Here is a 22,493-nt window from a genome sequence, read left to right as displayed (position 1 = left end):
TGGTTTTAGCCTCTTTTTAGTTTATGTTTAAATTTATTTATTCTTCCTCTTCGTTTGCTGGATTTCTAAATACCAAATGATTATCAAATTCATCTAATAGAATTAAACTATCACTCTGTACTTTACCAGCAAGAATTTCTTTAGAAAGTAGATTCAATACCTCTTTTTGAATGACTCTTTTAACTGGTCTAGCTCCAAATTCTGGTTGATACCCTTTTTTAGCTAGGTAAGCAATTGCTTGTTCTGTAGCATCAAGTGTAATATTTTGTTCTGCTACAATTTTCTTAACAGAATTTAATTGTAACTCAACAATACTTTTGATATCACTTTCAGACAACGGTGTAAACATGATAATATCATCAATTCTATTCAAGAATTCTGGTCGTACTGTTTGTTTTAATAGACCTAAAACTTCGCCTTTAGCCAATTCCATAGTCGTATCTACATCGCCTTTTAAATTTTCAAATTTCTCTTGAATAATATGACTTCCCATATTAGAGGTCATAATTACAATAGTGTTCTTAAAATCAGCAACACGACCTTTATTGTCTGTTAATCTACCTTCGTCTAATACTTGTAATAAGATGTTAAACGTATCTGGATGCGCTTTTTCAATCTCATCTAAAAGCACTACAGAATATGGCTTTCTACGCACAGCTTCTGTAAGTTGACCTCCTTCATCGTATCCTACATATCCTGGAGGCGCTCCAACTAATCTACTTACGGCGTGTTTTTCTTGATATTCACTCATATCTATACGCGTAATAGCACTTTCGTCATCGAATAAATAATCCGCCAAAGCTTTTGCTAATTCTGTTTTACCAACTCCTGTTGTTCCTAGGAATAAGAACGAACCAATTGGTTTGTTAGGATTTTGTAATCCTGCTCTCGATCTACGAACAGCATCTGAAATTGCTTCAATTGCTTCGTTTTGACCAATTACTCTTTTATGTAATTCATCTTCTAAATTTAAAAGCTTCTCACGCTCAGATTGAAGCATCTTTGTTACTGGAATACCTGTCCATTTTGCAACAACTTCAGCAATATCATCATAAGTTACTTCTTCTTTAATTAAAGAGTTTTCTTGTTGTTCAGCAAGTACTTTTTGTTGTATTTCTAGTTCTTCCTGAGCTTCTTTAATTTTACCATATCGTAACTCTGCTACTGTTCCATAGTCACCATTACGTTCCGCTTTATCAGCTTCTAATTTATAATCTTCAATAGATGTTTTTAACGATTGAATGCTATCTACAACCGTCTTTTCAGATTGCCATTTTGCATTGATTTCGTTACGCTCATCTTTCAAATTAGCAAGATCTGCATTTAATGATTTTAACTTAGAATCGTCATTTTCACGCTTAATCGCTTCAATTTCAATCTCAAGTTGCATTATTTTACGATCTAATACATCTAATTCTTCTGGTTTAGAATTGATTTCCATACGTAATTTAGCAGCAGCTTCATCCATTAAATCAATTGCTTTATCTGGTAAAAAACGACTCGTAATATAACGTTGTGAAAGCTCTACAGCACCAATAATTGCTTCGTCTTTTATACGTACTTTATGATGTGTTTCGTACTTCTCTTTAATACCACGTAAAATTGAAATTGCACTTTCTGTATCTGGTTCATCTACTAATACCTTTTGGAAACGACGCTCTAAAGCTTTGTCTTTCTCAAAGTATTTTTGATATTCATCTAGAGTAGTTGCACCAATGGCACGTAACTCTCCACGAGCTAAAGCAGGTTTTAAAATATTAGCAGCATCCATAGCTCCTTGGCCACCACCAGCACCAACTAATGTGTGAATTTCGTCTATAAATAATACAATATCACCTTCAGAAGAAGTAACCTCTTTTACTACAGATTTTAAACGCTCTTCAAATTCTCCTTTAAATTTTGCTCCAGCAATTAAAGCTCCCATATCTAAAGAATAAATTTGCTTATCCTTTAGATTTTCTGGAACATCACCACGAATAATTCGATGTGCTAAACCTTCTGCAATAGCGGTTTTACCTGTTCCTGGTTCTCCTACTAAAATTGGGTTGTTCTTAGTACGTCTCGATAAAATTTGTAATAAACGTCTAATTTCTTCATCTCTACCAATTACAGGGTCTAATTTTCCGTCTTGCGCTAATTGGTTTAAATTTTTTGCATACTTATTTAAAGAGTTATACGATTCTTCTGCACTTTGAGAAGTAACTCTATTTCCTTTTCTAAGTTCTTCAATGGCTGCTGTTAAGTTCTTTTCATTAATTCCTTGGTCTTTTAATAGTTGTGCTATTTGACTTTTAGATTTAAAAATGGCTAAAATGAGATGTTCAATAGAAACATATTCATCGTTCATCTTTTTTGCAATGATAGAAGCTTCATTTAAGGTTTTTCCAGCTGTACGCGATAACATAATATCGGCACCAGTAACTTTAGAAAAGCTATTTAATTGTTGATCTAATACTTGTTTTACTAAATCTATATTTACATTCAACTTCTTTAATATAAAAGGAAGTACGTTCTCGTCTACTTGAAATATCGCTTTAAAAATATGCTCATTCTCAATTTGATTATGACCGTATTCTTGTGCGATTTGCTGTGCAAGTTGTATAGTTTCTTGCGATTTTATAGTATAGTTGTTAAAGTTCATTTTTATTTTTTTATTTGTACTTAGTCAAAAGTAATACCATTTAAAAAGAGGTATAAAATAAAGACAAAATGTCGTTTTCTAGATAAAAACAGAAGACATTTTGTCTTAAGTGAAAGAAAAACGTAAAACAAACGACGATAAAAGGCGAAGAAAAAAATTATAGAATGGGAATTTTTGGAAACCTTTTTAAAAAATCAGAAAAACAAAACAAAAAACGTATGCAATCTAATATAAACTGGATCCCTTTAACATCGGTAGCGCAAATAGAAGAAGTAAAAAAAGCATCGAAATCAAAATTAGTGGGAATCTTTAAGCATTCTACACGTTGTATTATTAGTAAAACAGTAATAAATAATTTTAATGCAGCTTTTCCTGAATCTTTAGCAGATAAAATAGATATGTATTATATCGATTTACTAAACTATAGAGAAGTATCGAATGAAGTAGGGTATGCATTTCAGGTAATGCACCAATCTCCACAGTTATTATTAATTAAAGATGGAGTAACCATCTTAAATGCATCACATTACGATATTACACAAATTGATCTTGAAAAAATTGTAAAATAAAGGTTTAGTTTTTACAAATAGGTTGTATTTTTGAGCTTTCTAAAAAAATCAACTTTTGAGTAATACTGAGATTAAGAATAAGGTAGGTAAAAGCTTATATGATTATCAGAAAGAGGCATTATTCAATATATTTAAAAGCTTCGAAAACGCCCCTGAGAATTATCATTTATTATATCAGCTTCCAACAGGAGGTGGTAAAACGGTTATTTTCTCTGAAATAACACGTCAATACTTAAAGCATTACCAAAAAAAGGTAGTGATAATGACACACCGAATTGAGCTTTGTAAGCAAACAGCTAGAATGCTAGGTGAGTTTGGTGTTGAAAATAAGATTATTGATAGTAAAGCAAGCTTAGATGATCAGGGTGATTACGATTGTTTTGTGGCAATGGTAGAAACTTTAAATAACCGATTGAATGATGATATTCTAGATATTTCTGATGTTGGATTAGTGATTATTGATGAGGCACATTACAATTCTTTTACTAAGTTATTTAAATTCTTTAATAAGTCTTTCATTTTAGGAGTTACGGCAACGCCACTAAGTTCTAATATTAAAATGCCAATGAAAGATAATTATGATGAATTAATAGCAGGAGAAAGTATCGCTACATTAATACAAAATGAATATTTAGCAAAAGCAAATATCTATTCATACAACGTAGGGTTAACTTCTTTAGAAGTGGGAGCAAATGGAGATTATACAGTAAAGTCTTCTGAAGATTTGTATACAAATACCAATATGCTTTCAAAGCTATTACAGGCGTATGAAGAAAGAGCAAAAGGAACAAAAACATTAATCTTTAATAATGGTATTAATACTTCTTTGTATGTATATGATACTTTTAAAAGAGCAGGACTTCCTATTGCACACTTAGATAATACAAATACAAAGAAAGAGCGTGATAAAATTTTAAAGTGGTTTAATGAAACACCAAATGCCATTATTACTTCGGTAAGTATTTTAACAACCGGATTTGATGAGCCTTCGGTACAATCAATCATTTTAAACAGAGCAACAAAATCACTTACATTATATTATCAGATGATTGGACGTGGTTCTCGAATTATTCCAGGGAAATCTACGTTTAATGTAATCGATTTAGGAAACAACTTTCATAGATTCGGACCTTGGGGAGCAGATTTAGATTGGCAAAAGATGTTTAGAGCACCTAACTTCTATTTGGATAATCTGTTAACAGATGAGGATATTGAAAGTACGTTTAGGTATGAACTTCCTGAAGAAGTAAAGAAAGAATTTTCAAATACAAAAGAGGAAGATTTATATTTTGATGTAAAGAAAGTATATGTAAATACAATTCAATCTGGGCAGAGTTCTAAAAAAGTATTAGAAAAATCGATAGAACATCATGCTAAGATGTGTATTGAAAATAGTGAAGATGTTTTTGATGCGTTGTTATTAGCAAAAAAATTAGGTGGAGATATTGATGATAGAATCCATAGATATTCTAAATGTATTTGTAAATCTACTCACAATTTTATCGATTGGTTGCAAGATGATTATAGGAAAAAATTAAACTCATATTTACGAAATAACTTTGATGAAGTATATGAGCAAGTTTTTGGTCATCCACCACCAGAGGAATAATTATCCATTATATTTTTAAACCTTGAATATTTTATCTAAATTGGGATTAAATTAACCATAAATCCATATTAAAATGTTAGAGAATATTTTAAAATTTGAAAATGTTCAAGAAATTAAAAAAGAAGCACAAAAAACTATCAATGGAGGAAAAATCTGTACGTATCCATGTTCAGAAATTCCAGATCCGGAACCATTTCCTTGTATATGCTTAGATTTTTAATGATACAATTTTAAACTAAAAAACGTCTTTTAAATATTTAAAAGACGTTTTTTATTATTTTAATACGAATGAGTTTTCTATAAAGGCTTTGCAGGCATAATTTTACCAGTACATTCACCGAAACCAATTCTTACAGTATCATTTTTGGCATATCCTCTCATGATTACAGTATCGTGATCGTTGATAAACTTACGCTCACTACCGTCATTCATTTTAATAGGATTTTGTCCTCTCCAAGTTAATTCTAGCATTGAACCAAAACTATCTTGAGTTGGACCAGAAATTGTACCACTTCCCATCATATCTCCAGCTTCTACAGGACAACCATTCACAGTATGGTGTGCTAATTGTTGTGCCATAGTCCAGTACATATACTTAAAATTAGAATTACAAACTACAGTTTCCTTTTTATCTTCTGGCTGAATAGCCATTTGTAAATTAATATCGAAACTGTGTTTACCATCATGTTGTAAGTATGGTAATGGTGTAGGTTCTTGTTTTGGGTTATCTACTCTAAAAGGTTCTAAAGCATCTAAAGTAACAATCCATGGAGAAATAGTAGACGCAAAGTTTTTACCTAAGAAAGGTCCTAAAGGTTGGTATTCCCAAGCTTGAATATCTCTTGCAGACCAGTCATTAAATAATACCAATCCAAAGATATAATCTTCAGCTTCATTAATAGAAATACGATCTCCTAAGTCGTTAGAAACAGTGGTAATAAAAGCCATTTCTAATTCAAAATCTAATAATTTTGAAGGACCAAAATTTGGCGATCCACCTTCTTCTGTTGGTCTTGATTGCCCTACTGGTCTACAGATTGGAGTTCCAGAAGGTACAATAGAAGAACTTCTTCCATGATATCCAATAGGAACATGTAACCAGTTAGGCATTAATGCATTTTTAGGATCTCTAAAAAGACTTCCAACATTGATAGCGTGCTCTTTACTTGCATAAAAATCAGTATAATCACCAACTCTTACAGGTAATAACATCTCAATTTCATCAATTCTAAAAATTACTTTGTCTTTATGGTCTACGTTGTCACGTAATTTCCCATTCTTTACATCAAAAATATCTGCAATTCTATTACGTACTAAACGCCATGTCTTTCTTCCATCGGCAATAAAATCGTTTAAAGTATCTTGTAAGAAAATATCATCGGTTAATGGAATTCCTTCAAAGTACCCTAATTGGTGTAAAGCTCCTAAATCGATGGCAAAATCACCAATTCTAGTTCCAATGGTAATAATATCATCACGTGTTAAAAAAACTCCGAAAGGTATATTTTGGATAGGAAAATCTGAATTTTCGTCAACTTTTAACCACGATTTTCTATTTGGGTTATTGGCTGTTATTTCCATTTGTCTTATTAGTTAATTATTTTACCAAACGTACATATTTTTTCTATTCACAACAAACTTTATACGCTAAAAAATAGATAATTTATCGGAAATAATTTACCTCGTAATAACCTTGGGTTTTGGAGAAAAGGTTGTTTCACTTTTAGAAAAAAGAATAAAAACTTTTGTTTTCAGTTCATTACAAACTTGATTAGTTTAGATTCTATTAAATAATAAAACCATGTTTTTACTAGCCTTATATTTGAATTATTAAAAAGTTAAATTGTAATCGATTGGTAACCAGACTATCTCTGTTCTCATATCTTTAAACATCATGATCTTGTTTCTAATTTTTAGATGCTAATATATTCCTATAAATATGTGCTTCATTATTAGTGCAATTCAAAGTGAAATACTACTTTTGCGGCAAATTTAAACTAGCAAAATGCAGTCAATAAGAAACATTGCTATTATAGCACACGTAGATCATGGGAAAACTACTTTAGTAGATAAGATTATTGATCAAGCTAAAATTTTAGACGAACGTAAAGAAAGAACTGATTTATTATTAGATAACAACGATCTTGAAAGAGAAAGAGGGATTACTATTTTATCTAAAAATGTATCAGTAAATTATAAAGGAGTAAAAGTTAATGTAATTGATACTCCAGGGCACGCCGATTTTGGAGGAGAAGTAGAGCGTGTATTAAAAATGGCAGATGGTGTATTATTATTAGTAGATGCATTTGAAGGACCAATGCCACAAACTCGTTTTGTATTAGGTAAGGCCTTAGAATTAGGTTTAACTCCTATAGTAGTTGTAAATAAAGTAGATAAAGAAAACTGTACACCAGATTTAGTACATGAAAAGGTATTCGATTTAATGTTTGCTTTAGATGCTACTGAAGAACAATTAGAGTTCAAAACTATTTACGGTTCTGCAAAAAATGGATGGATGAGTGAAGATTGGCAAGAGCCAACTGATAACATTATTCCATTGTTAGATGCAGTATTAGAAACTATTCCAGAAGCTCCATATAGAGAAGGATCGCCACAAATGCAAATTACATCGTTAGATTATTCTTCATTTAAAGGAAGAATTGCTATTGGACGTGTATATAGAGGAGATTTAGAAAAAAATAAAGATTACATGTTATGTAAGGCAGATGGAACTACAAAGAAAGTTCGTATCAAAGAATTACATGTATTCGAAGGAATGGGGAAAGCAGAAACGAACAAAGTTCGTAGTGGAGATATTTGTGCTGTAACTGGAATTGATGATTTTGAAATTGGAGATACGATTGCAGATTTAGAGAACCCAGAAGCTTTAGATAGAATTGAGGTAGATAAACCTACGATGAGTATGTTATTTACGATTAACAATTCACCTTTCTATGGTAAAGAAGGAAAGTATGTAACTTCTCGTCACTTACGTGATCGTTTATATAAAGAAACAGAGAAAAACTTAGCATTACGTGTTGAGGATACTGATACTGAGGACAAATTCAACGTATTTGGTCGTGGAATTTTACACTTATCGGTATTAATTGAAACAATGCGTAGAGAAGGATATGAATTACAAGTAGGACGCCCGCAAGTAATTTTAAAAGAGGTTGATGGTGTTAAGTGTGAGCCTTACGAAACATTGGTAATTGATGTACCAGAAGAATTAGCTTCTAAAGCAATTAACTTAGTTACAATGCGTAAAGGAGATTTATTAGTAATGGAACCAAAAGGGGATTTACAACATTTAGAGTTTGACATTCCTTCTCGTGGTTTAATAGGTTTACGTAATAAATTATTAACAGCTACGCAAGGTGAAGCAATTATTAACCACCGTTTAAGAGGTTATGATGCTTATAAAGGAGTATTTTCTGACTTAGTTAATGGAGCTATTATCTCTTCTGAAGCAGGAAAAGCTACTGCATATGCTATTGATCGCTTACAAGATAGAGGTAAATTCTTTATCGATCCAAACCAAGAAATCTATAAAGGACAAGTAGTTGGAGAGAATGCAAAGCAAGACGATTTAGCTGTAAACTTAATTAAAGGTAAGAAGTTAACCAACGTTCGTGCTTCTGGTTCTGATGACGGAGTAAAAATCGCTCCAAAAATTGATATGTCTTTAGAAGAATGTATGGAATACATTAAAGATGATGAATACTTAGAAGTAACTCCGGAAAGTTTACGTTTACGTAAGATAAACTTTGTAAAGTAAGGACTTAGTTTTAATAATAGATATAAAAAAACACCACTATGCAGTGGTGTTTTTTTGTTATTAGCAATGATCTATAAATTGATTATAGATTCCAATAACTAAAAATTCTTTTTCTACATTTAAAGAAATCTGCCATTAGTAACTATAGCAAAATTGAAGCGAATGTTTTAAGACATTGGTTTATTAATAGGCCTTAAAGGGTTAAACAATTCTAGGTTTTGTATTCTAAGTACGATGCTTTTTAGTAATCAATAGCTTTATAATCAGTTTTTTAAATATTGCTTTTGTCTTAAAGTTCTGTTAAAAAAAATTAGCAATCCCTTATTTTATAGGGTTTTTAAATTTTTGTTTATTTTTTATTTAAAAATGTTAAACAAAAATGTTTTATATTTGAGTGAATATTTACTCAAAGGGTAAATATTTTTTTAGGGATGAATTCATTTTGTTTATTAAATTCTAGAAAAAAATAAACAAAAGTCAAAATTAGCTGAACAATGACTTTAAATAATAAGTAGGCACTAATCTAAAACTACCTAAAAATGTTACTTAGAAAATTTAAAACCATTTTTGCTTTAAGTTTATTCTTGATCTCTGTAACTTTCATTTCTTGTGATGATAATGACACAACTGATGTTCCAATTACAAACTCTAGTTTAACGGATAGAGTTGCAGGTACTAACAATTTAACTTCTTTAGTTAGCGCTTTACAAAGAGCAGATTTAATTACTGCTCTTGAGGGGGAAGGACCATTTACAGTATTTGCACCAACAAATACTGCTTTTCAGGCTGTACTAGATTCAAATCCAAATTGGAATTCTTTATCAGATATTCCAGTAAACGTACTTAAAAATATTTTAATGTATCATGTAGTATCGGCTAAAGCATTGTCTTCAGATTTAACTGAAGGACAAGAGTTAACTACTTTGAGTGGAGGGATGCTTACAGTAGATTTAAGAGATGGTGTACAATTAAAAACGACTGCAGGTCAAACAGTTTCTGTAGTTGGACCAGATTTAGATGTAACCAACGGAGTTATTCATATTATAGATGAAGTATTATTACCAAAAACTGCAGTAGACGATATACCTAGTTTAGCCATTGCTACACCAGATTTAAGTAGCTTGGTAGCAGCTTTACAAAGAGCAGATTTAGTAACTGCTTTACAAGGAGATGGTCCATTTACTGTTTTTGCACCTACAAATGCAGCATTTCAAGCATTGTTAAATGCTAAAGCTGCATGGACAACATTAGATGATATTCCTGTAGATGTATTAAAAAGTGTATTGCAATATCATGTAGTTCCAGCAAGTGCCTTTTCAATAGATTTAACAGATAACCAAGTATTAACTACATTAAGTGGAGGAAATATTACTGTAGATTTATCAAACGGAGTTAAAATAGAAACAGGTTCGGGGCAATCGGTATCTGTAACAACTCCAGATGTAGCTGCATTTAATGGTGTTGTGCATATTGTAGATGAAGTTTTTTTAGCTGATGCATTACCAAAAGATATTACAGATGTGGCAATTGCTACTTCTGATTTAAGCATTTTAGTTGCAGCATTGCAAAGAGCTAATTTAGTTGGAGCACTGCAAACTGATGGTCCATTTACTGTTTTTGCACCTACAAATGCTGCTTTTCAAGCATTGTTAGATTCGAATCCAGCATGGAACTCTTTAGAAGATATTCCAGTAGATACCTTAACATCAGTATTATTATTTCATGTAATTAACGGAAAAGTATTATCGAATGATTTGTCTGATACTTATGTGAATACATTAGCTACAGGTCCAAATAGTGAGCCTTTATCATTGCAAATTGAAGTTACAGGAGGAGTCGAGTTTAACGGAGATGCAACACCAGTAACAACAAATGTAGATGCTAGTAATGGAGTTGTACACATTATTGATAAAGTAATGCTACCGCCAAATGTGGTAACCTTAGCATTAAATAATGCAGGTTTTTCTACACTAGTAACAGCTTTAACAGATGCTAGACATACAACAGATTTTGTTTCTATCTTAAGTGGAGACGGACCATTTACCATTTTTGCACCTACAAATGCAGCATTTCAAGCATTATTAGATTCAAATGCAGCCTGGAATAGTTTAGCAGATATTCCAATTGCAACGTTAGATGCAGTTTTAAAATACCATGTGATTAGTGGAGCTAATGTACAAGCAGATCAATTAATGAATGGAGATGTAACCACACTTGGCGGTACTGTTACCATTGATTTAACTTCTGGAGCACAAATTCAAACTTCTAGTATGCAAACGGTGAATATATTAATTGGCCCAGCAACTAACGATGTGCAAGGAACAAATGGAGTTATTCATGCTATAGATACTGTATTATTACCTTAATGAAATTGAAATTGTTCCCTCTTTTCTAAAAGCCCCTTCATATTAAAAAACCACCTAAAATTTAGGTGGTTTTTTCATTGTGTTTTTGAATTACTACTGATCTAATAAAAATTGATCAAATTCTTTCTTATACTTGGTAAAACCTAATACATCTCTCAATTTATAGAACTCTCTTTTATTGTTTGAGTATTGATAACTATACTTTAAAATAGCCAGCTTATCTCTATCAAAAGAAAATAGCTTTACAATTTTTTCTAATTGATTTAAACTTAAACAATTTCTTTCAATTTGTTTTTTGGCGATTTTTATCTTCTCACTTGAAAAACTAGCATCCTTAATCGTTTGCATAACATATTTAAACTCGTTTGGTGGTAAAGGAGCACAGTTATCTCCTGTAACCAAAGCAAGATTAGATTGAATAAAAGCTTGTAACCTTTCTTTGTATATAATATCGTCTAATAACTGCTCTGCATAATGGTAATTTTCAATATCATAAGTAGTAGGAAAAGCAAAGGTTAAAAAATCAAAACGATCTCTTACAGAACGTAGTCTTTCTGTAAGTTTCATAATTTGTTTTGTACTAAAACAACCTTCAGCAACTAACTGCTTTAAGTTAAATAAGTTTACATACCCATTGTTATTTAATCGACGTGTTAGTTCCTGAAAACGAAATGGAGGCATAGGACTCGCACACGTATTTAAAACTAAACCATTATAATTTCTGATATCTGGATAGGTAACAACTTGTTGCGTTGGAGTATCACGATTTCTTCCTTCAGTACTATTGTATAATTTAATAGCAAAAGAAAAAGAGTTGAAAATATCGTATACTTTAAAGAAATTTCTTTTATCTATAATATGAGGATAGGCTTCTAAACAAATTCTGTATTTTACTTTTTCTCGTCTAAAAAAACGACAAACATCAATCAATTCCGCTGTATAAATATCGTTATTAGATAGAAAGGAAATAGTTCTGTTCATAGAAACGTCTTCAGAAAGAGATTTTCCTTGCATTTCATTTTTAAACTCGTTGTATTTCGATTTTTGACCATAAGTCAATACAAATGAACATAAAAAGAGTAGTAGGGTAGTTTTTAATTTCATAAGGTTATTTTAATTTGTTTCATATGCTTTTTCAAACAGTATGCCAAGAATGGTTTATTGCGAAAATTAGCTCAGTTTTTTAGCTGAATAATGCTATACAAACATAAGAACTAGATTATGAATGTAGCAATATAAAATGCTGAAATATTAGTTTTGTAAAGATCGATACTTTTATTTAATATCTTTGCAAAATGAATGAATTTGAACAACTTTTTACTGCTTTAGAACAAGCGATTAAAGACGACAATTTTGTAAAACTTACTTTGAGTAAACCTGTAAGTAAAAGCTTTAATTTACCAAATGTTTATGTGCGTTTGGTAACGATTAAAGAAGAACAAAAATTACAGTTTACGTATAGATATAGCACGAACGATCAAACAAAGAATTACGATGTAGAAGAAGCTAAAGAAGTATTAGAAGAGTTGTTATTAGAAAAATTTAGAGCAGCTACGCTTTTTACTTTAGAAAAAGATGTACAGGTGTTGGTTTCTAAAAAGAAAAAAGTTAGTTATAGAACACAAGCAGCAAGTTTTAAGAATAAATTGCCAGAGGTACACGACAAGCCAAAAGAAAAACGTGTGTTGTTAGAGAGTAAATATCTTCAGTTATTACAAATTACAGATCAAAACCATAAGGTAATTCCTAAAATGGCCGACAAATACCGCCAAATTAATAAGTATTTAGAGATTATTGAGAGTTTGTTAGTTTCGGTTCCTACGGATAAGCAATTACATATTGTAGATATGGGATCTGGTAAAGGTTATTTAACTTTTGCATTGTACGATTATTTGGTAAATATCAAACAATACAATGTTACGGTTACAGGAATAGAGTTGCGAGAAGAATTGGTACAATTATGCAACGATATCGCTGCAAAGAGTAATTTTTCAAACTTACAATTTATTGCACAGCGAATTCAAGAGTATGATAATAGTAAGATTGATATTTTAATTGCTTTGCATGCTTGCGATACTGCTACAGACGATGCTATTTACAAAGGCCTAGCTGCAAATTCTGAATTAATTATTTGTGCGCCTTGTTGCCATAAACAAATTCGTCAACAAGTAAAAGGAGTAGCGCAGGAGAGTCCGTTGTTAAAATATGGTATTTTTAAAGAACGCCAGTTTGAAATGATAACAGATACTATTCGAGCTTTAATCTTAGAAAAAAACAACTACAATACAAAGGTATTCGAGTTTATAAGTAACGAGCATACTCGTAAAAATGTAATGTTGGTGGGAAGTAAATCGAATAAAAAGAAGGATGCCGAAGCAATAGATCAAAAGATAACAGATTTAAAGAATGCGTATCAAATTGAAGAACATTATTTAGAAACATTATTGTAAATAACAATTTATACTATAATTTTATTCAAATTATATTCAAAAATTAAAAGAGGATACCAAATACAGTATCCTCTTTTTTATGGCTATGAGTTTAAACTATTAGATAGCGCTTTTTTCTTATTCATTTCTTGTTTTACCATCTTACTAAACTTTTTACCGTGTTGCTTCTCAGTATATTCGTTCTTTTCAGATTTTCGTCTGTCTAAATATGCTAGTTCTTTTTTCAAATGTAAAAAGCTATCATATCGCTCGGGTGTTATATAACCCTTTTCTAATTCTATTTGAACAGCGCAACCAGGTTCTCCTTGATGCTGACAATTACGATACTTACAGTTTTCTGCAATAGTTGCTATTTCGGTAAATACATTATCTAGATCTTCTTCCTCTGCCCAAGCCTGAACTTCTCTTATGCCTGGAGAGTCAATAATATAACCACCACTTTGTAATTCAAACATATAAGAAGAAGAAGTTGTATGTCGTCCTCTTTTATCCTTTAATTTAATCGCTCTGGTTTTTTGAACTTCTTTTTTTAATAAAGCATTCGTAAGCGTGGATTTTCCTACACCAGAAGGCCCAATAAAAATACCTATTTTACCTTCAGTAAGATAGGAAAGGATAGTGACAATACCTGTACCATTTGTTACACTAGAAACAATAATAGTTACGCCAGGAGCAATGGTTTCTGCTTGTAGTTTTACATATTCAGCTTCGTCGTTAAGATCTGCTTTATTTAAAATAACTAGCGGAGTTGCACCGCTGTTCCAAGCAACAGTCATTAATCTTTCTAATAATCTATCAGAATAATTTCTTCCACCATCTAAACCTAATACAATAGCTACATAATCTATATTAGAGGCAATTACTTGCTCTTTTGTAGCTTTTCCTGGTAATTTTCGGCTTATTTGTGTACGTCTTTTAAGAATATGCTCAATAACAAGAATTTCATCATGAGCTGAAACTTCAACAACATCGCCTACGCAAGGAAATGTACTTTCATTAGTAACTGTATGCAATAAAGTACCTTTTAATTTGGCATTATAAATGCCATTTTCTAATTGTACTTTGTAGTTATTATACTGTTTTTCAATAACGCTACCAATTGTTGTATTAGTACACATTTTCTCCTCCTTTCTCAAGACTTAGCTTATGCATAGTAGTAATAATGGTGCTCGATGGAAATGGTAACGACATAAGTGGTGTTGCAGACATGGTAAGTAATAATAATTCATTATCATCTGCTGCAATTCTGTTCATTCTAATGGCGTTACATTTGGTACATTTATGAATAATAGACCATTCTTTATTCTTTTGTACGTAAATACTAATTGGCTCCATAATTCCTCTACAGCTAGAACGCCTGTCTCCAGGTGTAATGTCTACATGTAAACTACTTAAACAATGCGGACAATGATTTCTGTGTTTTCCTCCTAATTCTAATGGAGTAACTCCTTTTCTACATGAGGCACAAATAAATGATTCTTGTGGGTTATCTCTTACGATTTTATTTCGTGACATTTTTGTATGTATTGTGGTACCAGTAATCCTTTGCTGGTACAAAAGCCGATCCTCAACATTATAGTTATTGCTTCATCACTTTCGGCTTTGTATTGTTAAACTTGTTAATCGCTGTATTCTAAATCAACAGTATATCTTTTAATAAATTTCTCCTTTACCAAATCCAGTGGATAATTTTCAAAAGAGTAGATGTAGTTAATGGCTATTCCATCTAAATCGGAAACAAATAAATAACTATCTATTATACATTCTTTACCTGTATATGCACTAAGAAGTTTTTGAGCACTCTCTAGTAAAAAAGTATACTTTTCTTTTATCAAGTCCTGTAAAATAGCTCTAGTGCTAGGTTGTAACATTACATTTAAATACAGTTGAAAGAATAATTTATCCTCCTTCATTTGTTTAAAAGCATCGTTAATTAATGCAATTAATCTTTCCTTTGGAGATATTTCTTCTTGATTACTATTGTTTATATCAACAATTATATTGGTTGTTTTCTTAAATATTTCTCTCAACAGCTCATTCTTATTCTTAAAATGATGAAAAATGAGTCCGTTAGACACATTAGCTTTCTCTCGTATAGCGGCAATTGATGTTTTTTCAAATCCACGTTCAGAAAACAATGCAGTGGCTACCACCAGTATTTGATCTCTTTTATCCATAAAATCATTTAGTTACAAAAACAGACTGATTAATCGGTTTGCAAATGTAGAAATAAAATTTAACTGACAATAACTATTTTAAAAATTTTATTTTTGGCGTTGATTTGTTGTTGGAGTAGTGGATAGCTACTTATACAAAGCATTGATTTTTATTAAATGAGTTTACAATTGCTATTTGAAATATGATATTAAGTTTTTTACTATTACTAGTGTTGATTGCCATTGCTATTTATGCCAGTTCAAAAAAATCAACAGCTATATGGAAGGTGCCTACAACGAATTTTCCACAAAAATGGAAAAGTATTCTTTCTGAAAAAGTAGCTTTTTACAATGCGTTAACTGAAGAAGAAAAAGAGCTATTCGAATATAAAGTGCATGAGTTTATTTTAAACTGCGATATTATTGGTGTAGATACCACTGTAGACATTACTGACAAACTATTGATTGGTGCTAGTGCGGTGATCCCTATTTTTAACTTTCCGAATTGGCGCTATCCGAATATTTCTGAAATCATTTTATATCCCAAAATGTTTAACGAAGATTTTGAAACTAGTGGAGACGATAGACGAATTCTTGGAATGGTAGGTACAGGTTATATGGAAGGGAAGATGATTTTATCGAAACCTGCATTGCATTTGGGGTTTGCAAACGATTCTGATAAAAAGAACACAGCTATTCATGAGTTTGTGCATCTAATAGACAAGTTAGATGGAGAAATAGATGGTATTCCTAAGGTGCTATTAGACAAACAGTATACAATTCCTTGGTTGGATTTAATGCGTGAAAAAATGAACGAAATTTATGAGCAAGAGTCTGATATAAATCCTTATGGAGGAACGAATAATGCTGAGTTTTTCTCTGTGGCAAGCGAGTATTTCTTTGAGCGCCCGAAACTATTAGCTAAAAAGCACCCAGAATTGTATGCACTATTAGAAAAGATGTTTAAACAAGACATGGACGATAAAAATCTCTATTTAAAACGCATAGATATTTCCAGAAACGATCCTTGTCCTTGTAATAGTGGATTGAAGTATAAGAAGTGTTGTATGGAGGAATAATCTTTTAACTAAAGTTTTTTCTTCATGAGTATTGTTTTCTTCACTTTTTTCCCATTAATATTACAATACTCAGAATTTTTATTATCACTTACGAAAACTAAATATTTATCTAAGTATGCTATACCTTCTAAATTCGTTCCAAATTCTTCTGATTTACTATTTACAGAATCAGAAATTTTTATTGATAATTGTTCAGGAGTAATAGTAGATTTACTAGTTTGATATAATTGACTTTTTTTTATTTGATCAACGAAATATTCTTCATATTTAGATTTTAGTAATAAAAGATCACCGAGGTTATTGAAAGTTAAACCAGTGTATCTATAATCAGGATGTTTTTTTATTTTAGAAATATCTAATAATTCTAAATGAGCTATATCATTTTCTATATGTTTTATTTTTATTCTAAAAAGTTGACTGAAGTTCATGTGTTTTCCTTCAGTAACGACAAAAATAATCTTCGTCTTCACGTCTATTTCAATACCTTCTAAACCATTATTGTTATTAAGAGTTTTAGGAAATTTGAATTTAGTTGTGTATTTTATCTTTAGTCTATTTCCTGTTTTTTTATTGACTATTATAATTTTACTCCTGTTTCCTTTTTCATCAGTAAAAAAGTAATAATCTTCAAAAATACTTAACCCTTCAATTTCTCGATTCTTGATTTTTGGTATATCTTCGACTTTAATAGTCTTTCCAGAATATGGATTAATGGTAAATAATTTGCCACATTTTTCAGAAGCAATTATTAAATTCTTTTTATAGATTGTAGCTGATGAAATTTCTAGTGGATGCTTAAAGGTATCTTCAAGTGATATGAATTGTATATCTTGAGAATATGAATACATACTATAAAATATAATTATATAAGTTATAAGTTTTTTCATTCTAATTTTATTCTAATTTGTAAACTGTTGATGAGTAGTATTCTACTTTTAGAATGCATTCTGTAGAGTAGCCAGCATATCCAAAATAACCATTAAATTTTATAAATATATTGGTACCTTTAACTTCGTATAAATCTCCGTCGCCATCTGTTAAGTCGATTTTATAGTCGCCACTATCTAATTCAGTTTTTACATAGATGTAATCTATTTCCCTTCCATCTTCATCAAGAGTCCCTCTGTCCAACTCAACTTTTTTATAAAACTCATTGACTGTATAACTATCTAGATCTTCGAGATTTTGTCCAAATGAAAAACTGCTAATTAGTAAAAATAGTAGTATTATAAATTTTTGTTTCATAATTCTCTTTTTTCTGGAAATGTTGCATAACGTTTAGTATATGGCAAGTAGGGCTATAGAAAGCGATAAGCTTTCAAGTTTGTACTGAGCCAAAGCGTTGTATTTTGTTTTTATCTTATTCATTTTAAAAGCCAAATTAAAAATTTGGAGGTGTTTGTAAATAGCACTGAGCTTTCGTAAGCTACTGAACGCCCTATTTGCTATATACAGTGTTACCAGTAGTTTTATTTTTTATCAAAGTGGAAAGCCATTATTTCAACTTGAGCAATTTTGTCTTTATCTTGCTTAAGATGGAATTCGTAACTAAATGATGACTCACCTCTATCTCCTTTATATTTTACAAAATAATCGTGATTAGGAGTTACCTCTTTGATGGTTTTTAAAACACTAGTAAAATCTTTATTTTCAACGAAAAGCATTACTGCTACTTTTGAATCTCTCCATGTTAGATATCTATCAAACAATTGAGATATTGCTTTTAAGTATTCTGATGCGCCATGCCAAACCTTACATTCGGCAATAAATAAATTTGTCCCATCATTGGCATATTTCAATATAATATCTGCTTTACCACCTCTATTAAAGGTTTCTCCAGTTGCTGTTGTACCGGTATATCTTGTTTCAGTTACAAACAAAAATTGGTCTCGTAAACCTTCTTCATCTTTACCTTTATATAAAGCAGGTTTCTTTTCCATACTTTTTCCTGAATCATAAATAACTTTTAAAACGTCATCGTACATTTCTTGACTCATTGTCGGTACAGAATTGAATTCTTTGTTTTTCTCTATCTTGGGCTGTGTAATAATTTTTTTCTTAATGGTAGGAGCAGAAAAAACGGACTCAGTAGATGGGTCAACTTTTACGTTGATTGCTGCAAAAAAATCATTTTCTTTTTTTAAACTGGCCTTTTCTTGTCCAAACATAGAGCGAACTGTTTGTTCATATGATGTATTAAATTCAGCAACATTTTTATTTATGTTACTTAAATTGGCAAAAGCATCAGAATAACACCTTGATTCTGTTTGATTAAATTCAGTGGCATCTTGTTTGTAAATCTTAAAAGAATAGGAAACTGTTTGATTTCTTAGATTAACATTAATATCATATGAAGAATAAGTATAAGGATTTGGTTGAACCTTAAATAATCCGGCATGACCTTCAAAATGATAAGTAACTGTAAATTGGTAGGCGTCACTCATGTATTCTCTACCAAACATGTCATTTCTTCTTTCTTTAGATTTCCTTGGTTCTGAAACTTTTTTAGATTTCCTTAAAATTTTTAATGGTTCAATCTTATATTTTTCAATTAGATAGTTTGTGAATTCATTTTCATCCACCTTAAGTATATAGTCTTTTCCTTTTGATAAAATTTCTTCTTTAATTGTTTGGTAATAGATTCTAGGAAAGTCTAACCAAGATATTTGTCCAAATGATTTCATAGTTTATTTTATTTTCTATTAACGTATTTGTGTATGGAACACAGTGTGCAAAAAGACACCAACTTTTCGGATTAACACAGAGCCGAATTTTTATATTTTGTTTTAACTTTTCTTTTTTTTAAAGTCAAATTAAAAATTTGGCAGTCTTTGCAAGTAAAGACTAACCTTGCATTTAGCATTTATTAGCTATGTTTTATACACCGTGTTAGGTGGCGTATTTTATTGATTCTCTTATTCTTTCACAAACAGGCCCTAAAGCTGCTTTTAAGTTTTCTGACTTGGATTTATAACCTGCTTTTGTAATTCCGTCAAAATCACTCAATATATGTATGTTAACATCTGTTGGATACACAATAAAAGACTTGAATCTCGATAGTTTTCCTGTGAATAATCCAAGCTCGAATATTACATTGTCCCTAGAAATTAATTTTTGTTCACCTCTTGAATAAATTGTATCGTCAGGAGAGAATATAAATATGCCAAAATCAAATTTATTAGCCGCAGATTCAAGGCATTCTAAAAAGGATTTCCCTAATTGGTCAAAAGTACCTTGGTTCCATATTTCTATGTCGAATTCGTAATAAAGTTCCGTTTGGATTTTTCTAGCGATTTCAAGTCCTTCTGATGAAGAACCAATGAATATTTTCTTTTTTACTTCAACTTCATTCTTTGAGTTACCTTCTTTATTCAAAAGGAGTCCTGATTGTTCAAATAGCCTGTTAAGAGAGTTGAACTGTTCCTCGTTCATTGAATAACCCTTATTCAGCATTTCCATTCGGCACTCGTCACACATTGCTCCTGACTTCATACTTTTTGCTAAATCTAGCTTAGATTCTTTGAAATCGAAGACACAGCCTCGTGTATCATAGTGATTATAATGTTGAGGTAAAATAGAGTTCAATGCATATCGAGCAAAAAAGAATAAAAAATAAGAAGTCATTTTATCTTTCGGAATTATTAAATTAGGTACATTATTCCAAGTAAATATGAATAGCCCTTCTTCAGATTTTCCACTTCCAAAAAGATTAGAATATTCCTCATCCTCAAGTTCTCCATCAACAACAAATATTGTGTATGGATGAAAGCCTTTTAATTCTTTTCTCAACTGTCGGAGTATAGGAATTAACTCTTGTACTTTACCCTTTGAAAAATTTAGGGTTGAGAATTTCCGTTCTTGTTCAGGTTTTAGATAACTGTAGATAAATTCATCTTGATTATCATTAGCAATTTTTACGGCAGAGTCGATTTCAGAATGATACTCTTTTCCTATTCTAATTATTTCTATTGGTATTCTAGCCATTGTTTCGTTCTATGCACCTAACGGTAACGTATAAGAATAGTAGCGGTTTTTATGCACTTACTTTTCGGTTTACCACTTTAGTGTGATTTGTAAACTTAACTTTCGTTTTAGCGATTAAACCGCTATTATTTTTATACAATGTTGGGCGCAGTTTTTATTCAATAAGTTCTGTCAAAGGTTGTAATAAAGTTCTATAAAAATCTCTTATTTCAGTAGAGTCAAGAATTAGTTTTCTAACTATATTTTCATACTGTTCTTTATTAAGTCCTAAGCCAGTTGTTATTCTATTCAAAACTTGTGTCTCCCTAATCGGATAGCGAGTTAGTAATTCCAATTGGTTGTTATTTGCAACTAGGCTGTCGAAATGATTTTCTTCATCTTGTAGAACTTGGTTTAAATCAAATGTTACATTAAACTGCCCTCTTTGTTGAATGTCTCTATGTTTAGGCATTGACAACATTATTTCATTACGAAGTTTCTTTTCACAAAGTTTAGAACAAAGCCTCTCTTTGTGTTGTGAAATATCAGGAATAATATTTTCTGTTGCATTATGATTTAATGTTTCCGCATCTTGACCAGTTAATTCTGAGATTCTTTGGGAAACTTTTTCAATAATATATAAATGATAGTATAATGCTTCTACCGAGTAAAATGGAATAGCTGCAACTCCTTTTTCTAACAAAGCCTGAATTTGTTCAGGTGTTCTATCGTCTGTATCTATTAAGCCATATGCATTAATCCAGTGAATATTTTCTGTTTTTATTATTCCATTAACTGCTTTTTCTACTTCTCTACAATTTCCTTGTGGAATGACAGAAACATTTGGATAAATAAGCTGATAGATTTGTCTATCTAAACTTGTTGATTGTCCTTCTACAAATAGCAAATCTCTTTTGGAACCGAGAATATCTGTTTTAATAGAGATTGGAATAGACAAATCAGCGGTTATAAAATCAGCATCCCAATCTTTTATATTCTTTCCTTGCCATTGACAACTACGAATTAAAAGTGTACTCGATTCTTGATAATCAATTGGTAAATGAATGTCGTGAGTAGAAATTACAAAGACACAATCTTCTCTTTTCCTAAACAAAGATGTTAATAATGGCGAAATAATCGACCTATGTAAATGCCTTTCTGGCTCATCAAGAATAATTAATGAATTTGGTTCTGTAGTCAGAACATCTGCTCCAATTAAAAGTGCATTTCTTTCGCCATCAGATAATTCTGCGATGCTATATGGTTCACTACCATTTTTTGAAGCAAAAAGTTGCTCGTCTTTTCCGAGAGTGATTGTTATTGGAATATTTGATATTGCTAATAATTCATTTATTGCTTCAATAGGTGCTTGGTTTCTCGAATGTTCTTTAGCGAGTTCCATATTATCAACATCTACAGCATCGGCAATATTTCTTGCTCTAATGTTATGTGAATTGATTAAATCAAAAATTGATAATGAAGTTCTTGCCTGTGAATAATCATCTTTCCATCTTGAATAAACACGAGTATCGCTTGATTTTATGTTATTTTCAGTTGACTTCTTTTGAGAAGCAGTCATATTCATTGCATTATCTGTAAACCAAGTTTGTCTATGAGCAAGTATACGTCTAGCGTGGTTTTGATTCTGACTAAATAAATTATGCATTAAAGTTGATTTTCCAACTCCATTTGCTCCTAAAACAAAAACTGTGTTTCCTTCAGTCAATGGAATGCTAATTGTTCCATTATTTGAAGTAGGAAGATTGAACTTATATTTATTTTCAGTCATTTATTTGATTGGATTACGGTTGTTTGTCAAATTGCGCCCAACTTATTTATATATCTATTTTTGTTGTATTTATACTTCATAATTGAATGTATA

At 31.0% G+C, this 22,493-nt stretch carries 18 protein-coding genes; 7 read left to right on the top strand and 11 right to left on the bottom strand.

The annotated features are described in order from the left end of the window. Positions 1-37: 37 nt before the first annotated feature. Positions 38-2,641: an ATP-dependent chaperone ClpB gene (clpB, locus tag ACKTTC_RS09510; RefSeq protein ID WP_408039580.1), complete on the bottom strand. Its 2,604-nt coding sequence runs from the start codon at positions 2,639-2,641 to the stop codon at positions 38-40. Positions 2,642-2,859: 218 nt separating this feature from the next. On the opposite strand from clpB, the gene ytxJ reads away from it, so the two are divergent. The 3 genes from ytxJ (at position 2,860) to ACKTTC_RS09495 (ending at position 5,039) form a co-directional block, all read left to right on the top strand. Further along, the gene (gene ytxJ, locus ACKTTC_RS09505; protein WP_408039579.1) at positions 2,860-3,210 is read left to right on the top strand and encodes a bacillithiol system redox-active protein YtxJ; all 351 of its coding nucleotides are present in this window, start codon (positions 2,860-2,862) and stop codon (positions 3,208-3,210) included. A 55-nt stretch (positions 3,211-3,265) separates the two neighbouring features. Next, positions 3,266-4,819 (top strand): DEAD/DEAH box helicase, encoded by a 1,554-nt coding sequence (locus ACKTTC_RS09500; RefSeq protein WP_408039578.1) that lies wholly within the window; start codon positions 3,266-3,268, stop codon positions 4,817-4,819. A 73-nt stretch (positions 4,820-4,892) separates the two neighbouring features. Then, positions 4,893-5,039: a hypothetical protein gene (locus ACKTTC_RS09495; protein ID WP_408039577.1), complete on the top strand. Its 147-nt coding sequence runs from the start codon at positions 4,893-4,895 to the stop codon at positions 5,037-5,039. 77 nt (positions 5,040-5,116) lie between these two features. Here ACKTTC_RS09495 and fahA read toward each other — a convergent pair whose 3' ends face one another. Beyond that, positions 5,117-6,400, bottom strand: coding sequence for a fumarylacetoacetase (gene fahA, locus ACKTTC_RS09490; RefSeq protein ID WP_408039576.1), 1,284 nt, complete (start codon positions 6,398-6,400; stop codon positions 5,117-5,119). Positions 6,401-6,824: 424 nt separating this feature from the next. Here fahA and typA point away from each other — a divergent pair, with 424 nt between their 5' ends. Together typA and ACKTTC_RS09480 are read left to right on the top strand one after the other, a co-directional pair. Beyond that, entirely contained in the window at positions 6,825-8,597 is a 1,773-nt protein-coding gene (typA, locus tag ACKTTC_RS09485) for a translational GTPase TypA (protein ID WP_408039575.1), read from the top strand. A gap of 539 nt (positions 8,598-9,136) precedes the next feature. Then, the gene (locus ACKTTC_RS09480) at positions 9,137-10,963 is read left to right on the top strand and encodes a fasciclin domain-containing protein (protein ID WP_408039574.1); all 1,827 of its coding nucleotides are present in this window, start codon (positions 9,137-9,139) and stop codon (positions 10,961-10,963) included. Positions 10,964-11,056: 93 nt separating this feature from the next. Here the strand turns inward: ACKTTC_RS09480 and ACKTTC_RS09475 are convergent, their stop codons facing one another. After that, a complete protein-coding gene (locus tag ACKTTC_RS09475) occupies positions 11,057-12,067 on the bottom strand; it encodes a DUF4476 domain-containing protein (RefSeq protein ID WP_408039573.1) in 1,011 nt (336 codons plus the stop codon). A gap of 191 nt (positions 12,068-12,258) precedes the next feature. On the opposite strand from ACKTTC_RS09475, the gene ACKTTC_RS09470 reads away from it, so the two are divergent. Further along, entirely contained in the window at positions 12,259-13,413 is a 1,155-nt protein-coding gene (locus ACKTTC_RS09470; protein ID WP_408039572.1) for a class I SAM-dependent methyltransferase, read from the top strand. An 83-nt stretch (positions 13,414-13,496) separates the two neighbouring features. On the opposite strand, the gene rsgA is transcribed toward ACKTTC_RS09470, so the two are convergent. The 3 genes from rsgA to ACKTTC_RS09455 form a co-directional block, all read right to left on the bottom strand. Continuing rightward, on the bottom strand, positions 13,497-14,531 hold the full coding sequence (rsgA, locus tag ACKTTC_RS09465) for a ribosome small subunit-dependent GTPase A (protein ID WP_408039571.1): 1,035 nt from the start codon (positions 14,529-14,531) through the stop codon (positions 13,497-13,499). Beyond that, complete coding sequence (locus ACKTTC_RS09460; protein ID WP_408039570.1) at positions 14,521-14,928, bottom strand: RNHCP domain-containing protein; 408 nt, start codon at positions 14,926-14,928, stop codon at positions 14,521-14,523. The genes rsgA and ACKTTC_RS09460 overlap by 11 nt, the downstream gene beginning before the upstream one ends. Before the next feature lie 104 nt (positions 14,929-15,032). After that, positions 15,033-15,590, bottom strand: coding sequence for a TetR/AcrR family transcriptional regulator (locus ACKTTC_RS09455; RefSeq protein WP_408039569.1), 558 nt, complete (start codon positions 15,588-15,590; stop codon positions 15,033-15,035). Positions 15,591-15,772: 182 nt separating this feature from the next. Between ACKTTC_RS09455 and ACKTTC_RS09450 the strand changes: the two genes are divergently transcribed. Next, entirely contained in the window at positions 15,773-16,648 is an 876-nt protein-coding gene (locus ACKTTC_RS09450; RefSeq protein WP_408039568.1) for a M90 family metallopeptidase, read from the top strand. 8 nt (positions 16,649-16,656) lie between these two features. Here the strand turns inward: ACKTTC_RS09450 and ACKTTC_RS09445 are convergent, their stop codons facing one another. The 5 genes from ACKTTC_RS09445 to ACKTTC_RS09425 form a co-directional block, all read right to left on the bottom strand. Beyond that, a complete protein-coding gene (locus tag ACKTTC_RS09445) occupies positions 16,657-17,535 on the bottom strand; it encodes an SdiA-regulated domain-containing protein (protein WP_408039567.1) in 879 nt (292 codons plus the stop codon). 7 nt (positions 17,536-17,542) lie between these two features. Next, positions 17,543-17,893, bottom strand: coding sequence for a hypothetical protein (locus ACKTTC_RS09440; protein WP_408039566.1), 351 nt, complete (start codon positions 17,891-17,893; stop codon positions 17,543-17,545). A 224-nt stretch (positions 17,894-18,117) separates the two neighbouring features. Then, the gene (locus ACKTTC_RS09435) at positions 18,118-19,332 is read right to left on the bottom strand and encodes a hypothetical protein (protein ID WP_408039565.1); all 1,215 of its coding nucleotides are present in this window, start codon (positions 19,330-19,332) and stop codon (positions 18,118-18,120) included. A gap of 205 nt (positions 19,333-19,537) precedes the next feature. Beyond that, positions 19,538-20,632 carry a TIR domain-containing protein gene (locus ACKTTC_RS09430; RefSeq protein ID WP_408039564.1) on the bottom strand — a complete coding sequence of 365 codons (1,095 nt, stop codon included), beginning with the start codon at positions 20,630-20,632 and terminating at the stop codon, positions 19,538-19,540. 154 nt (positions 20,633-20,786) lie between these two features. After that, positions 20,787-22,400: an AAA family ATPase gene (locus tag ACKTTC_RS09425; protein ID WP_408039563.1), complete on the bottom strand. Its 1,614-nt coding sequence runs from the start codon at positions 22,398-22,400 to the stop codon at positions 20,787-20,789. Between the last annotated feature and the right edge of the window lie 93 nt (positions 22,401-22,493).

The organism is Tenacibaculum amylolyticum (assembly GCF_964511145.1).
Classification (GTDB): Bacteria; Bacteroidota; Bacteroidia; order Flavobacteriales; family Flavobacteriaceae; genus Polaribacter; species Polaribacter amylolyticum.
This window is presented reverse-complemented; position numbering and strand designations above follow the sequence as displayed.